Annotated in this window: 15 protein-coding genes; 7 read left to right on the top strand and 8 right to left on the bottom strand. The window is 68.7% G+C overall.

Annotated elements, in window-relative coordinates:
- The first annotated feature begins 29 nt into the window (after positions 1–29).
- Entirely contained in the window at positions 30–575 is a 546-nt protein-coding gene (locus M2437_RS05300; RefSeq protein WP_003604529.1) for an adenine phosphoribosyltransferase, read from the top strand.
- 124 nt (positions 576–699) lie between these two features.
- On the opposite strand, the gene purQ is transcribed toward M2437_RS05300, so the two are convergent.
- The 5 genes from purQ to M2437_RS05325 form a co-directional block, all read right to left on the bottom strand.
- Entirely contained in the window at positions 700–1,380 is a 681-nt protein-coding gene (gene purQ / locus M2437_RS05305) for a phosphoribosylformylglycinamidine synthase subunit PurQ (RefSeq protein ID WP_253389582.1), read from the bottom strand.
- On the bottom strand, positions 1,380–1,619 hold the full coding sequence (purS, locus tag M2437_RS05310) for a phosphoribosylformylglycinamidine synthase subunit PurS (protein WP_012252363.1): 240 nt from the start codon (positions 1,617–1,619) through the stop codon (positions 1,380–1,382). The genes purQ and purS overlap by 1 nt, the downstream gene beginning before the upstream one ends.
- 191 nt (positions 1,620–1,810) lie before the next feature.
- A complete protein-coding gene (locus M2437_RS05315; protein WP_015821040.1) occupies positions 1,811–2,035 on the bottom strand; it encodes a hypothetical protein in 225 nt (74 codons plus the stop codon).
- Positions 2,036–2,215: 180 nt separating this feature from the next.
- A complete protein-coding gene (locus tag M2437_RS05320; RefSeq protein ID WP_003604522.1) occupies positions 2,216–2,818 on the bottom strand; it encodes an ActR/PrrA/RegA family redox response regulator transcription factor in 603 nt (200 codons plus the stop codon).
- A gap of 36 nt (positions 2,819–2,854) precedes the next feature.
- Complete coding sequence (locus M2437_RS05325; RefSeq protein ID WP_253389583.1) at positions 2,855–4,249, bottom strand: ActS/PrrB/RegB family redox-sensitive histidine kinase; 1,395 nt, start codon at positions 4,247–4,249, stop codon at positions 2,855–2,857.
- A gap of 145 nt (positions 4,250–4,394) precedes the next feature.
- On the opposite strand from M2437_RS05325, the gene M2437_RS05330 reads away from it, so the two are divergent.
- The gene (locus M2437_RS05330) at positions 4,395–5,639 is read left to right on the top strand and encodes a polyhydroxyalkanoate depolymerase (protein WP_253389584.1); all 1,245 of its coding nucleotides are present in this window, start codon (positions 4,395–4,397) and stop codon (positions 5,637–5,639) included.
- A 95-nt stretch (positions 5,640–5,734) separates the two neighbouring features.
- Positions 5,735–6,460 (top strand): M48 family metallopeptidase, encoded by a 726-nt coding sequence (locus tag M2437_RS05335; protein ID WP_012605676.1) that lies wholly within the window; start codon positions 5,735–5,737, stop codon positions 6,458–6,460.
- A gap of 86 nt (positions 6,461–6,546) precedes the next feature.
- Here M2437_RS05335 and M2437_RS05340 read toward each other — a convergent pair whose 3' ends face one another.
- Positions 6,547–6,966: a hypothetical protein gene (locus M2437_RS05340; protein ID WP_056456722.1), complete on the bottom strand. Its 420-nt coding sequence runs from the start codon at positions 6,964–6,966 to the stop codon at positions 6,547–6,549.
- A gap of 236 nt (positions 6,967–7,202) precedes the next feature.
- Between M2437_RS05340 and M2437_RS05345 the strand changes: the two genes are divergently transcribed.
- From M2437_RS05345 to M2437_RS05360, 4 genes are read left to right on the top strand one after another with little or no spacing between them, the layout of a single operon-like run.
- Positions 7,203–7,745 carry an invasion associated locus B family protein gene (locus tag M2437_RS05345; protein WP_015821037.1) on the top strand — a complete coding sequence of 181 codons (543 nt, stop codon included), beginning with the start codon at positions 7,203–7,205 and terminating at the stop codon, positions 7,743–7,745.
- 60 nt (positions 7,746–7,805) lie between these two features.
- A complete protein-coding gene (locus M2437_RS05350; protein WP_056456716.1) occupies positions 7,806–8,438 on the top strand; it encodes a hypothetical protein in 633 nt (210 codons plus the stop codon).
- 58 nt (positions 8,439–8,496) lie between these two features.
- A complete protein-coding gene (locus M2437_RS05355) occupies positions 8,497–10,551 on the top strand; it encodes a glycosyltransferase family 2 protein (protein WP_253389585.1) in 2,055 nt (684 codons plus the stop codon).
- Positions 10,548–12,203, top strand: a complete 1,656-nt coding sequence (locus M2437_RS05360) for a glycosyltransferase family 2 protein (protein ID WP_253389586.1) — start codon at positions 10,548–10,550, stop codon at positions 12,201–12,203. Before M2437_RS05355 ends, M2437_RS05360 begins: the two co-directional genes overlap by 4 nt.
- 6 nt (positions 12,204–12,209) lie before the next feature.
- Here the strand turns inward: M2437_RS05360 and purC are convergent, their stop codons facing one another.
- Together purC and nth are read right to left on the bottom strand one after the other, a co-directional pair.
- Positions 12,210–13,004, bottom strand: a complete 795-nt coding sequence (gene purC, locus M2437_RS05365; RefSeq protein ID WP_003605938.1) for a phosphoribosylaminoimidazolesuccinocarboxamide synthase — start codon at positions 13,002–13,004, stop codon at positions 12,210–12,212.
- Between the two features lie 193 nt (positions 13,005–13,197).
- On the bottom strand, positions 13,198–13,899 hold the full coding sequence (nth, locus tag M2437_RS05370; protein WP_309247849.1) for an endonuclease III: 702 nt from the start codon (positions 13,897–13,899) through the stop codon (positions 13,198–13,200).
- Positions 13,900–13,907 lie beyond the last annotated feature (8 nt).

Consider the following 13,907-nt stretch of genomic DNA (forward strand, 5'->3'; position numbering starts at 1 on the left):
CCCGCATCGCCGTCAACCGAGCACCCCGCATGGAAGCCCGCCGCCACTCCGCCCTGAAGGACTCGGTCCGCTCGATTCCCGACTATCCGAAGCCGGGCATCATTTTTCGCGACATCACGACCCTGCTTAGCGATCCGCGCTCGTTCCGCCGGGCGGTCGATTCGCTGGTGCACCCCTATGCGGGCGGGCGGATCGATCAGGTCGCGGGCATCGAGGCGCGCGGCTTCATCCTCGGCGGTGCCGTGGCGCACCAGCTCTCCTCGGGCTTCGTGCCGATCCGCAAGAAGGGCAAGCTGCCCCACAAGACCGTCTCGACGGCCTACGCGCTGGAATACGGCACCGACGAGATCGAGATCCACGTCGATGCGATCAAGCCGGGGGATCGCGTGATCCTCGTCGACGACCTCATCGCCACCGGTGGCACAGCGACGGCGGCGGTGAACCTTCTGCGCCAGCTCGGCGCCGAGGTCGTGGCCGCCTGCTTCGTGATCGATCTGCCGGAGATCGGCGGCGCCCAGCGCCTGCGGGATCTCGGTGTCACCGTGCGCACGCTGATGGAATTCGAGGGGCACTGAGCCCCTGACAGCGCCGGGGTTTCCGTTCGCCACGCGATGACGGGGAGGTGGTTCCCTGGCCGTCATCGCGAGCGTCAGCGCAGCGATCCGGCCGCGCGACGTCCCCTGTCCGGGCGATCGGCCCTCAGGCCGCCAGGCTGTCGAACAGGCCCTTGCCGTCGGTGCCGCCGACGAGCCCATCCACGAAGTTCTCGGGGTGGGGCATCATGCCGAGCACATTGCGCTGCTCGGAATAGATCCCGGCGATGGAGTTGAGCGAGCCGTTGCGGTTCGCATCCTCCGTCAGCGCACCGCCGGCGTCGCAGTAGCGGAAGGCAATGCGGCCCTCGCCTTCGAGGCGGCCGACCGTCTCCGAATCGGCGAAGTAGTTGCCCTCGCCATGCGCCACGCAGACGTCGATCACCTGACCCTCGGTATAGGCCGAGGTGAACCGCGTGTCGGCGCGCTCGACCCGCAGGAACTGCCGGTGGCAGATGAAGCGGCGATTGACGTTGCGCATCAGCACTCCGGGCAGCAAGCCCGATTCGCACAGGATTTGGAAGCCGTTGCAGATGCCGAGCACTAGGCCGCCGCGGGCGGCGTGCGTGCGCACCGCATCCATGGCCGCCGCCCGGCCAGCAATGGCGCCGCAACGCAGATAGTCGCCGTAGGAGAAGCCGCCGGGTACCACCGCGAGGTCGGTGCCGGCCGGCAGTTGGGTGTCGGCGTGCCACACGCTAACGACCTCCGCACCGGAGCGGCGGAGTGCGCGGGCCACGTCGCCGTCGCGATTCGAGCCCGGAAAGACGACGACGGCGGCGCGCATCAGGCGATCTCGACGGTGTAGTTCTCGACGACGGTGTTCGCGAGAAGCTTCTCGCAGGCGGCCTTCAACGTCGCCTCGGCCTGTTCGCGGTTCTCGGAGGCGACCTCGAGGTCGAACACCTTGCCCTGGCGTACGCCGGAGACCTCATCGATCCCGAACGACTTCAGGGCCGCCTCGATCGCCTTCCCCTGCGGATCGAGAACGCCTGTCTTCAAGGTGACGACGATGCGGGCTTTCATGGCGGGCACTCGTTTAGAAAATCGGCGGGCCGCGCCGCGCGGGGCGGCGATGCCGGGGATGGAGGAAGCTGCGCTCGATCGCGTGCGAGTGAGCCGGACTTTTCAAGGCGAACCGGGAGCAGGCGAGGCGCGGCTTGCGGGATCCCGGAAATCTATCGCGGTTTTGTGAAGAGGTCACCGCACGAAAAAGATCAGCGGCGTCGAGTCGAGCCGATCGGCTCGGCTTCAGTGGCGCGGCGCCAAAGCTGGACCATGATCCAGGCGGCGACGAGGCTGAACAGCGCCATGAGCACGTGGCCGACTTGGTCGCCGAGATCGAGCAATCCGGCCAGCGCCCAGCCGGCAGCAATGGCCGCGGCGAACACTTCCGTGCCGACCAGCACCATCAGACCGAGTATCGTGATGAGGTTCCGCATACCCGCGTAAGCCTGTTCCGCTCTTCGAGCGGCGAACTAGCCCGAGGCCGGGGCCCGGCGCAACCGCCCGGAACGAACGAGCAGACACAGATAGGGTATGAATGCGTCGGGCCTGCGCGTGCGCGGACGATTTGGCAGCGAAAAGGGCCGGCGGTTTCAATCCGCCGGCCCTTTGTAGATTTAGCGCGGCGCGCGCTTGGCGAGGATACGCTGGAGCGTACGCCGGTGCATGTTCAGGCGCCGTGCCGTCTCGGAGACGTTGCGGCTGCACAGCTCGTAGACGCGCTGGATATGCTCCCAGCGCACCCGATCGGCCGACATCGGATTCTCCGGCGGGTCGGCCCGCTCGCCCGGCTGCGCCATCAGCGTGCCGTGGATCTCGTCGGCATCGGCCGGCTTGGCGAGATAGTCGAAGGCGCCGAGCTTGACCGCCGTCACCGCCGTGGCAATGTTGCCGTAGCCGGTCAGGATCACGCCCCGGGCCTCGGGGCGGCGCTCCTTGAGGCGGGCAATCACGTCGAGCCCGTTGCCGTCGCCGAGCCGCATGTCGATCACGGCGAAAGCGGGCGCCTTGGTCTCGACGGCCGCGACGCCCTCGCTGACGCTCTCGGCCACATGAACCTCATATCCGCGCGCTTCCATCGCCCGGGCGAGGCGGGTCGAGAAAGGCTTGTCGTCGTCAACGATCAGCAGGCTGCGATCGCTGAAGGCGGAAAGGGGATCGGCATCGGAAAGAAAAGCGGTGTCGGAGCCCGGCACCGTCGTCCCGCTCTGCGTCAGCATGCGGTGCTCCTCGTCGGTTCGTGTCATCTCTCTGCATTATATGGGTGCGGCATCCCGTTCCGTTAGGGGTCGCAGAGAATTGTGCGCAACGCGATGGGGCACAATCACCTCCCTCTCGAAAATGTGACGGGCCCACGTCACCCGCACCAGCGCACCGTGCTGTCCGACCTCCGTGATGTTGGACAAGAGGAGCTGCGCGCCGGAGCGCTCGATCAGCGTCTTGGCGATGAAAAGGCCGAGTCCGAGCCCCCCGCCGACCTCGTCGGGATTCTGCGAACGGTCGCGATTCCGGGTGGTGACGTAGGGCTCCCCGGCCCTCAACAGCACCTCGCTGGGGAAACCGGGGCCGTCGTCGCGGACCGTCAGCGTGACGCGCTCGGCGTCCCACCCGGCTTCGAGCACCACGCGCGATTCGGCGAAGTCCACGGCGTTGTCGAGGATGTTGGCGAGCCCGAACATCACTCCGGGATTGCGGCGGCAGACCGGCTCCGGCCCGTCGCCCTGCCGCACGACCTCGACGGCGACGCCGAGCGCCCGCTGAGGCGCCACCAGTTCCTCGACGAGGTGGCCGAAGGTGACGGTCTGGAGGAAGGTCTCACCCTCCTCGTTCTCCTCGCCCATCGAAGTGAGCTTCGACAGGATGCCGCGGCAGCGGTCCACCTGATCGCGCAGCAGGCTCAGATCCTCGGCGATGGCGGGCGAGGCGGTCGGGCCGAGCTGCCGGTCGAGCTCCTTGGCGACGAGCATTATGGTGCCGAGCGGCGTCCCGAGTTCGTGCGCCGCCGCCGCGGCCAGCCCGTCGAGCTGCGACAGGTGCTGCTCGCGGGCGAGCACCAGTTCGGTCGCGGCCAAAGCCCGGGCGAGCTGGCGCGTCTCCTCCGCCACCCGCCACGCGTAGACGCCGGTGAAGGCGGTGCCGAGCAGGATCGCGGTCCAGACCCCCGAGACGTAAAGGAACGGCAGCTCGATCCGCCCGTCGGCGAACCAGGGCAGGGGGCGGTGGACGAGGGCGAGCAGGGTGGCGAGCCCGACCGCCAGTAGACCGAGCGCCAGGGTCCGCTCCGGCGGCAGGGCGGTGGCCGAGATCAGGACCGGGGCGAGGAACAGGAGCGAGAACGGATTCTGCAACCCGCCGGTGAGGAACAGCAGGCCCGCGAGCTGCACGATGTCGAAGGCGAGAAGCAACGCCGCCGAATCGTCGCTCAACCGGTAGCTCGCGGGAAAGCGGATACGCAGCGCCAGATTCAGCCAGCACGAGGTGGCGATGACGAGGAAGCACCAGCCGAAGGGCAGGTTGAGCCCGAGCCCGAACTGCGCACCGACGACGGCCGCACTCTGCCCGGTGAGCGCGAGCCAGCGCAGGCGAACGAAGGTGTCGAGCCGCAGGTGGCGGCCCGTCGGGGTCAGGGTCTGGTGAGCCGCTTCCATCATGGTGCGGCTACGATAGGGCTGGCGAAGTGAACGTCCACGGACGCGTGACCCGGCCCTGTAACTTTGAAGGATTTCTCCACCTGCAACATTCGATAAGATCGATGCGAGCACGGCCGACTCGGGGGCCGCGCCGGGGAGTGCCGAAATGGACCTGGCATATATCTGGTACGAGACGGCCCGCGCGATGTTGACGCCGGCCCGGCTCGCGGCGGATGCCGCTCGGCACAGCTTGGCGAATCCCGGCAATCCGTTCGCCTACGGTCCCTATGCCCGCTCGGCGGCGGCCGCGCTGGAAATGTTCGAGCGCGTGACCCGCCGCTACGGCAAGCCATCCTTCGGACTGCCGACGACCGTGATCGACGGCCAAGTCGTCCCGGTCTCCGAGCGCGTCGTCTGGGAACGGCCCTTCGGCCGGGTGATCGCCTTCGACCGGGCGCTGCCCGCCGGGCATTCGGAGCCGCAGCCCAAGCTCCTGATCGTGGCGCCCATGTCGGGCCATTACGCGACGCTCCTGCGCGGCACCGTCGAGGCGATGCTGCCTAACCACCGAGTCTTCATCACGGATTGGTCCGACGCGCGCATGGTCCCGTTGCTGGACGGGCGCTTCGACCTCGGCACGTATATCGATTACCTGCAGGCGATGTTCCGTGACCTCGGGCCGGACCTGCACGTGATGGCCGTGTGCCAGCCCGCTGTGCCGGTCTTCGCCGCCGTCGCGCTGATGGAAGCGGCGGATTCGGCCCATCTGCCGGTCTCGATGACCCTGATGGGCGGGCCGATCGACACCCGCCGCTCGCCGACCGCCGTGAACTGCCTCGCGCAGGAGCGCGGCATGGCCTGGTTCGAGAAGAACTGCATCACGGTGGTGCCGCCGCTCTATCCGGGGGCGATGCGCCGGGTCTATCCGGGCTTCCTGCAGCTTTCGGGCTTCATGGCGATGAACCTCGATCGCCACGTCACTGCCCATACCGACATGTTCCATCACCTCGTGACCGGCGACGGCGATTCGGCGGAGAAGCACCGCGACTTCTACGACGAGTATCTCGCGGTGATGGACCTGACGGCGGAATTCTACCTCCAGACCGTGCAGACCGTCTTCGTCGATCACGCCCTGCCGCGCGGGCGGATGCGCCATGACGGACGGCTGGTCGATCTCTCGGCGATCCGCCGTTGCGCCATCCTCGCCGTCGAGGGCGAGAACGACGACATTTCCGGCGTCGGCCAGACCAAGGCCGCCCTCGATCTAACCCCGAACCTGCCCGATGCCCGCAAGGCCTACCACATGCAGGAGAAGGTGGGGCATTACGGCGTGTTCAACGGCTCGCGCTTCCGGTCCGTCATCGCCCCGCGCATCGCCCGCTTCGTGCGCGAGATGGAGGGAAGCGCCTGACCGCGACGCGGGCAAGCATCCGATCAGGTGGATTTCCGGTGAGAGAGGGATTGCTGGGATGGCTGAGGCGGCCGGCTGCGGCTAGGCTCGCGGGCATGACGCGCGCCCTGCTGCGACGGCCGGATCCGGATCACATCGAGATCGCTCATGACGGGCAGACCTTCCGCATCGCCATTCTGCGGCGGCCGACCGCGCGCCGGCTGACCCTGCGGGTTTCGAGCGCGACCGGCACGGTGGTGCTCACGCTGCCGACCCGGTCGTCGCTCGCCACGGCTCAGAAGTTCGCGCAGAGCCACGGCGGCTGGATCGCCACCCGCCTCGCCAAGCTGCCCGAGCGGGTGCCGTTCGCGGAAGACTCGGTCATCCCGCTCCGTGGTGTGCCGCACCGGATCGTGGCGCGGGAGGGGCGCGGCATGGCCGAGGCGGATCCTGCGAGCGCGACGCTCGCCGTCCCGGGCGATCCGGCGCACATGCCGCGCCGCGTCCGCGAATTCCTGATGCGGGAGGCCCGGCGCGACCTGTCGCAATCGGTGGCGGTCTACGCGACGCGCCTCGGCCAGCGGCCGGCGCGGGTGACGTTGCGCGACACTCGCAGCCGCTGGGGGTCCTGCACCGCTCGCGGCGAGCTGAATTTCTCCTGGCGGCTGATCCTCGCGCCGCCGGTGGTGCTCGACTACCTCGTCGCGCATGAGATGGCGCATCTGCGCGAGATGAACCATTCCCCCCGCTTCTGGGCGCTCACCAACGAACTCTGTCCGCATGTGGATGAGGCCGAGCGGTGGCTGAAGCGGCACGGCTCGGAGCTGCACCGCTACGGCTGATCCCCAATCCGGCCGATCCCTGCGGGACGGCGAATTCGGGCGATCCTCAGGCGTCGCCTCCGGTGTGATCGACCGGAGGAGCCGGCTCAGTACTTCGTCACGATCGCCCGGCTGCGGGCCGGCGCGGCCTCGGCAGGCCAAGTCGGGCGCGGATTGACATGGCCCGGCCACAGGGTGCGGGGCGCGACGTTGTCGCAAACCTCGCGCTGGCGCAGGTAGGTGGGCCGGCCCATCGCATCGCGGCGCATCACGGTGCCCCCGTCCCGGCAGAAGCCGGCGATGGCCGCCGCATCGCCACGACGGCGCCCGCGCGGATTCCGCTCCACCGGCGGATGCTCGATGGTGAGCGGCGCCTGATGGTTGAGGGAGCGCTCGACATAGGTCGTCGTCGCCTCGGGCGGGAGGTAATCCGATTCCTCGAACGGCAGGGAAAGGGCGGAGGCACCCCCGCAACCCGCCGCGACCAAGAGGGTCGCGAGGGCGAGGGGGGAGGCGAGGCGGCGCATGGCGGTTTCCTCGGATAATCGAGAGCTTGACCTTACCTTAGGGCAGGCGGGCCGCGAGGGGTAGCCGCTTTGCCCCATTCCCGACACACCCTCGCCGCGATTGCTTGACACCGGGAAACCTGCATGGTCCCAACGCCCGAGGCCGCGCGGCACCTCCGAACGCCTCCACTGCGTCAGTGCGAGGGGCATCCGCCGGAGCCGGCCGCCGTCTCGAGAAGCGATCGATCGGAGTTCGTATGAGTCTGTTTGCGGGCGTGGTTCGGGCTTTGCGTCCTGGGACCGGCCGCCGTCTTGCGCTGGTGGCCGCGACCGCTGCGACGGTGCTGGCCGCGGGCGGTGCCGCACAGGCCCAGGGGACCGTGCGCAAGACCTTCGACGATTGGCAGTTGCGCTGCGAGACGCCGGCCGGTGCCAAGGCCGAGCAATGCGCCCTCGTGCAGTACGTGGCGGCGGAAGACCGGCCGAACCTCAACCTCGTCGTCATCGTGCTGAAGATCGCCGACAACCGCGGCTACCTGCTGCGGGTGCAGGCCCCGCTCGGCATCCTTCTGACCTCCGGCCTCGGCCTCAAGATCGATCAGACCGATATCGGCCGCGCCAGCTTCGTGCGCTGCCTGACCATGGGCTGCGTCGCCGAGGTGGTGATGGATGACGGCCTGATCAAATCGATGCGCAACGGGTCGCAATCGACCTTCATCGTCTTCCAGACGCCGGAGGAAGGGGTCGGAATCCCGGTCTCGATGAAGGGCTTCGGCCCCGGTTTCGACGCGCTCAAGTAGGATCGTTCGGCTCCGGAGCGTTCAAGGGATCGCCGGGAAAGGGCAGGGAACGGTCAGACGATGCGCAGGGCGTTGATCATCTTCGGCGGATTGGTGCTGGCCGTGCCCGGCACGGCACGGGCCGAACCGGGCAGCTTCTTCAAGAACATGTTCGGTGGCCGCGAGGGCGACGCGCCGGCGGTGACCGCGCCGCGGGCGCAGGACCCCGACGACGTCTATTGCCCGCCGGTCTTCGTCCCGGATGGCGGCGCCGCGGTCCAGGCTTTCGCCGGCGCCGCGGGCGACAACCGGCGTCTGCGCCATCAGATCGTGCTCGGCCGGCTCAGCCGCGAGTGCAAGGCGCGGCCCGACGGCTCGGTCGCGGTGCGTGTCGGCGTCGAGCTGCGTGCCCTGCTCGGTCCGGCCGGTGCGGCCGGGCGTTTCGAGGTGCCGGTGAGCATCGGCGTGAAGTTCAATGAGCAACCCGTGATGATGCGCAGCCACCGTGTCGCGGTGGTGGTTCCAGCGGGCGCCGCGCAGGGCGAGGCGACGGTCATCGAGAACGATCTCACCGTGCCCGCCGACAAGGCGATGGGCTACGACATCGAGGTGACTCTAGCCGGCGCCTCGGCGCGCCCGAAGCCGGCCGTGCGCCGCCGCAAGCCCGCACCCGCCGCAGCAGCGGAACAGGGTGAGGCCCCGGTCGCACAATGACGGAATTGTCCGCGCAGCACGGCTGGAAACGCGCCGGAGGACGGCATCGCCAAGTCTGATGGCCAAGCCTGATGCAAGGCGGGGCGATGGGTGGGACCTGTGGCGGGGACGTGAGACGTCGTTCTCCCTGGTATCCACCAGCGACCCCCTGTTCGACCGCCGCCTCGTCCTGTCGCCCCCTGACCGAAAAACGTGGCAGGACCGTTGGATCGTCCTGACCTACACGCTGCCCGTGCGAGCGTGGCCGCAGAGGCCGCTGCTGCGCCTGCTCCGCAGCGCCGGCCGACGCGACAGCTTCGTGCTGCCGGGTGTGGCCCTCGGCGCCGCGCGCTGGCTCGGCTACCTACCCGGCGATTGCGAGGGCATCGAAATCGCGGCCGAGCCGGGCTTCGTGCTGGAGCGCATCGGGCTGCGGAGCAGCGCGAGCGTCTTTGTGGAGGCGCTGCTGAAGCGGCCGGGACGCGCCGCAGCCGCCCTGCGCGCCGGTCTCGCGCGCGACGAGCGGCGCTGGCGCGACAGCCTTCGCGGGGCCTGCGCGGTGTCACCCCTTGCCCGCTATCCGGCCTGGAAGGCATCGCGGCTGTTTCGGGCCGCATCGACCGAGCCGAGATCCGGCGCGCAGATCCGCCTCGTTCTCCCCGCTTCCTTCGCGCAGGCCGATGCGGTGGCGCGCAGCGTCGCGAGCCTACGCGCCCAAACCCATCAGGACTGGTCTCTGCTCATCGCCTGGACGGACGGCGCCCCGCCGACGAGCCCGGCTATTGACGGGCGCGTGCTCTCCACGTCCTGGAATCCGACCGCGACGCTGCGCGAGCTTGCCGGAGGGGCCGACCTGTTCGGCCTGCTCCGCCCCGGCGACATCCTGGCGCCCGAGGCGCTGCACCTGCTTGCCAAGAGCCGGGAGGCCGAGGCGGCCGAGATGGTTTATGCCGACGAGGAGACCGCCGGTTGGACGCCGAAGCCGCGCCTCAAGCCGGATTGGAGCCCCGATCTGGCGCTTGCCATGGGCTATGTCGGCGCGCCCGCGCTGATCGTCGGGGACTTCCTCGCCAGACTGCCCGCCGAGCCGGTGGATAGCCCCGATGCTTTGGCCGTCACCCTCGATCTTGCGGCCAGTTCCGCGACCCGTGTCACCCACATCCCCCGCATCCTGTGCCGTCGCGAGCCCGTCACGATTGATCCGGCCGCCCGCGCGCCGCGCCTCGACTTGCACCTGCGCAGCACGGGATCGTCGGCGCGTGCGGCGCTCCGGGACGGCCGCCTCGATCTTCAATGGCCGCTGCCGGACCCGGCACCGCTCGTTAGCATCATCATCCCCTCCCGCGACCGGCTCGACCTGATCGCGCGGGTCACCGAGGATGTCCTCGAAAAGACGCCTTATCCCGCCCTCGAACTGGTGATCGTGGACAACGGCTCGAAAGAGCCGGCGGTGCTGGATCTGTATGAGCGGTTGCGCCTCGATCCACGGGTCCGGATCGAGCCCTATCCGCACCCCTTCAATTTCTCGGCGCTGGTCAATGCCGGCGCGCGGAAGGCGCGTGGCGACGTCCTCGTGCTGCTCAACAACGACGTGGCGGTGCTGCGGCCCGACTGGCTCGACGTCCTCGTCGCCCAGGCGGTCCGGCCGGAGGTCGGCGCGGTCGGCGCGAAACTCCTCTACGAGGATGGGCGCCTTCAGCACGTTGGCGTCGTGGTCGGGCTCGGCGGCGAGGCCGGCCATATCCTGCGCCGCCGCCCCGCCGACACGCCCGGCCATCTCGATCGCCTGAGCGTGGCGCACGAGGTCTCGGGCGTCACGGCGGCCTGCCTCGCCGTCACGCGCGAGAAGTACCAGGCCGTCGGCGGTTTCGACGAAAAGACCTTTGCCGTCGATTTCAACGATATCGACTTCTGCCTGCGTCTCGGCGCGCGGGGTTGGAAGACGGTGTGGACACCGCATGCGGTGCTGTCTCACCTCGAATCGGTGAGCCGCGGCCGGCCGGTCGGTGAGGCACGCGCGCGCTTTGAGCGCGAGGCCGCCGCCTTCACCGAGCGCTGGCGCGACGTGATCCGGCACGATCCGTTCTACCATCCCGCCCTCTCGCTCACGACCTTCGGCGAGGAGCTGGAATGAGCGCCGACGGCTTGCCCCCCGCATGGCCCGACGCCCTGCTCTTCGCCGCCGAGCCCGTTCCGGGACGCCTCGCGCGGCTTGCCCGGGCGCTCCGCCATCCGAAGCGCGCGTTGCCGATCCTGTCGGCCCGGCTTTCCGGCAGGCGATTGCGGGCAGCGCAGGCTTTCGTCGCGCTGGTCGGCGCCCATCATCATTTGGACCGGTCCCGCATCGTCCCACCGCCGAGCGAACCGCATGCCGCCCTCGCGGTAGCCGGGATTGAGCGCGTTGTGACGGATGCGACGGGCGCGATCCGCATCACCGCGGACGGGCCTCCGATCGTCCTGCTCACGTCCGAAGGCCAGCACATCGCCGCCGGCGCGGCGGCCGCCATCGCCGCCGCCTTCGCCGATCCGGATCGTCACGCGATCTACGGCGACGCGTTGTTCAGCCACGCCGTCCACGGCCCCTGGCTTCCCCTGTTGCGTCCGGCCTTCGATCGGGACTACCTGCGCACGGTCGATTATCTCGGCCCCGTCATCGCCCTTCGCCGCGCCAGCGTAATCGGAATCGACACCGTTCCCGGCGCCGCCGTGCTCGATCTGACCCTGGCAATCGCGCACCGCTTCGGCACCGGCGCCGTACGCCACCTCCCGCGCGTCCTGTCCTTCGGCCGCTTCGACGGGATAGGTGAGGGGCGAACGGCGCGGCGGGACGCGGTCCGGCGCGATCTCGATCGGGTGGGGGAGGGGGGCACGCCCGTCCTGGTCGGGCAAGACGGCGTGATCCGCCTCCACCGGCCCTTGCCGGAGCCGCGCCCCCTCGTCAGCCTGATCATCCCGACCCGTGACCGGCTCGACCTGCTTCGTCCCTGCATCGAGAGCCTGCGTCACCGCACCGACTGGCCGGCCAAGGAGATCCTGATCTGCGACAACGACAGTCGCGATCCCGAGACGTTCGCCTATTTCCGCACTCTCGAGGCAGAGGGTGCGGCGCGGATCATCGCCTGTCCGGGTCCCTTCGACTTCGCCGCGATCAACAACCGCGTGGCGGCGCAGGCGCGTGGACGCCTCCTCGCCTTTATCAACAACGACGTCGAGGCCGAAGCGCCGGACTGGCTGGAGCGCATGGTCCGCGAAGCCTTGCGCCCAGAGATCGGCGCGGTCGGGGCCCGGTTGGTCGATGGGGAGGGCCGGATCCAGCATGGCGGGATCGTGCTCGGCACCGGCGGTCTCGTCACCCATGGCCACCGCCACTTCGCCGGGGATGCAGCGGGCTATCTCAGCGCGTTGCGCGCCACCCGAAGCGTCTCGGCCGTGACCGCCGCCTGCCTCGTCATCGAGGCGGACAAGTTCTCCCGCGTCGGCGGCTTCGATGCATCGACCTTCGCCATCGATTTCAACGACGTCGATCTCTGCTTGCGGCTGAACGCGGTCGGCCTGCGGACCCTCTATGTCGGCGGCGCCCGGCTCCATCACCGGGAATCGGCGAGCCGCCGGCCCTCACCGGCGGCGGCGACCCGACACCGTGCCGAGGTCGAAGCGCTAAAAAAACGATGGGGGCCGCTGCTTGCGCAGGACCCCCATTATCATCCGGGCTTCGACCCGGATCTCTCGACTCATCTCCGCCTTCGCCGAGGCTGGACCGGCCTGGAGCCGGCCGAGCCTCGCTGAAGACGCTTACTGCACCAGGCGCGGGCCGCCGGCCTGAACCTTCTCGTTCTCGGACATGATGCCGAGACGCTTGGCGACCTCCGTATAGGCCTCGATCAGGCCGCCGAGATCCTTGCGGAAGCGATCCTTGTCGAGCTTGTCCGAGGACTTGATGTCCCACAGCCGGCAGGAATCGGGAGAGATCTCGTCGGCGACGACGATCCGCATCAGGTCGCCCTCCCACAGGCGGCCGGTCTCCATCTTGAAGTCAACGAGACGGATGCCGACACCGAGGAAGAGGCCCGACAGGAAATCGTTGACGCGGATGGCGAGCGCCATGATGTCGTCGATCTCCTGGGGCGTCGCCCAGCCGAACGCGGTGATGTGCTCTTCCGACACCATCGGGTCGTTGAGCTGATCGTTCTTATAGTAGAACTCGATGATCGAGCGCGGCAACTGCGTGCCTTCCTCGAGCCCGAGCCGCGTCGCCAGCGAACCGGCGGCGACGTTGCGCACCACCACCTCGAGCGGAATGATCTCGACCTCGCGGATCAGCTGCTCGCGCATGTTGAGCCGGCGGATGAAGTGCGTCGGCACGCCGATGTCGTTGAGGTGCTGAAAGACGAACTCGGAGATCCGGTTGTTCAGCACACCCTTGCCGTCGATCACCTCGTGCTTCTTCGCGTTAAAGGCGGTCGCGTCGTCCTTGAAGTGCTGGATGAGCGTCCCCGGCTCCGGTCCCTCGTAGAGGACCTTCGCCTTGCCCTCGTAAATGCGACGGCGGCGGTTCATAGGCGTGTACCGTGGTTTGAGGAAGTCCATGGGGCCGAGGCTCCTTCGGAACTGGCACTTGAGGCGAAATCCGCGGCGCGGCGGCCCGTCTGGCGGGCAGACGGCCGGATTATGCTTCCCGAGAGAGACATGTCCGGCCGCCTTAGCATCAATCTACCGGAACGAGGTTTGCAGCACAACGCGTTGGCCGGGCAACGCATTGCCGCCGTCGACGCAGACCCGCCTAATCCCCGGTCGATATGGGGGTGAGTGCCGTCGTCTTCGAGGGGTAGCGGCATAGATCCGCGATGCTGCAACGCGGACAGTCCGGCCGGCGGGCCTTGCAGATGTAGCGCCCATGCAGGATCAGCCAGTGATGTGCGTTGAGCCGGAACGGCTCCGGCACCAGCGCCTCCAGCCCCGCCTGCACCTTGTCGGTCGTCGCTGCGGAAAACAGGGGAATCCGGTTCGAGACGCGGAAGATGTGGGTATCGACCGCGATCCGCGGCACGCCGAAGGCCACGTTGAGCACGACGCTCGCCGTCTTCGTCCCGACGCCCGGTAGCACCTCCAGGGCCTCGGCCTCGCACGGCACCGCGCCGCTGTGACGCTCCAGCAGAATCCGCGACAACGCGATGACGTTCTTCGCTTTGGTGTTGAACAGGCCGATGGTGCGAATGAAGTGGCGAACCCGCTCCTCGCCGAGATCCAGCATCTTCTGCGGCGTGTCGGCGATGGCGAAGAGCGGGGCGGTCGCGAGGTTCACGCTCTTGTCGGTGGCCTGAGCCGAGAGCACCACGGCGACGAGCAGCGTATAGGGATTGAGATATTCGAGTTCCGAACGCGGTTCCGGATCGGCCGCGCGCAGCCGCGAAAAGATCTCGACCAGGGTCGCGTCATCGACAGGTTCGGGCGAGGTTTCGACGCCGGCCGCCAGAGCCGGCATCAGCTTGG

Origin of the sequence: Methylorubrum pseudosasae (assembly GCF_029504475.1) — a bacterium.
Classification (GTDB): domain Bacteria; phylum Pseudomonadota; class Alphaproteobacteria; order Rhizobiales; family Beijerinckiaceae; genus Methylobacterium; species Methylobacterium extorquens.

Excerpts from the sequence above, each read along its gene's own strand:
- M2437_RS05300 (WP_003604529.1), top strand. The coding sequence starts at position 30 with ATGGAAGCCCGCCGCCACTCCGCCCTGAAGGACTCGGTCCGCTCGATT.
- purQ (WP_253389582.1), bottom strand. The coding sequence starts at position 1,380 with ATGCGCGCCGCCGTCGTCGTCTTTCCGGGCTCGAATCGCGACGGCGAC.
- purS (WP_012252363.1), bottom strand. The coding sequence starts at position 1,619 with ATGAAAGCCCGCATCGTCGTCACCTTGAAGACAGGCGTTCTCGATCCG.
- M2437_RS05315 (WP_015821040.1), bottom strand. The coding sequence starts at position 2,035 with ATGCGGAACCTCATCACGATACTCGGTCTGATGGTGCTGGTCGGCACG.
- M2437_RS05320 (WP_003604522.1), bottom strand. The coding sequence starts at position 2,818 with ATGCTGACGCAGAGCGGGACGACGGTGCCGGGCTCCGACACCGCTTTT.
- M2437_RS05325 (WP_253389583.1), bottom strand. The coding sequence starts at position 4,249 with ATGATGGAAGCGGCTCACCAGACCCTGACCCCGACGGGCCGCCACCTG.
- M2437_RS05330 (WP_253389584.1), top strand. The coding sequence starts at position 4,395 with ATGGACCTGGCATATATCTGGTACGAGACGGCCCGCGCGATGTTGACG.
- M2437_RS05335 (WP_012605676.1), top strand. The coding sequence starts at position 5,735 with ATGACGCGCGCCCTGCTGCGACGGCCGGATCCGGATCACATCGAGATC.
- M2437_RS05340 (WP_056456722.1), bottom strand. The coding sequence starts at position 6,966 with ATGCGCCGCCTCGCCTCCCCCCTCGCCCTCGCGACCCTCTTGGTCGCG.
- M2437_RS05345 (WP_015821037.1), top strand. The coding sequence starts at position 7,203 with ATGAGTCTGTTTGCGGGCGTGGTTCGGGCTTTGCGTCCTGGGACCGGC.
- M2437_RS05350 (WP_056456716.1), top strand. The coding sequence starts at position 7,806 with ATGCGCAGGGCGTTGATCATCTTCGGCGGATTGGTGCTGGCCGTGCCC.
- M2437_RS05355 (WP_253389585.1), top strand. The coding sequence starts at position 8,497 with ATGGCCAAGCCTGATGCAAGGCGGGGCGATGGGTGGGACCTGTGGCGG.
- M2437_RS05360 (WP_253389586.1), top strand. The coding sequence starts at position 10,548 with ATGAGCGCCGACGGCTTGCCCCCCGCATGGCCCGACGCCCTGCTCTTC.
- purC (WP_003605938.1), bottom strand. The coding sequence starts at position 13,004 with ATGGACTTCCTCAAACCACGGTACACGCCTATGAACCGCCGCCGTCGC.
- nth (WP_309247849.1), bottom strand. The coding sequence starts at position 13,899 with ATGCCGGCTCTGGCGGCCGGCGTCGAAACCTCGCCCGAACCTGTCGAT.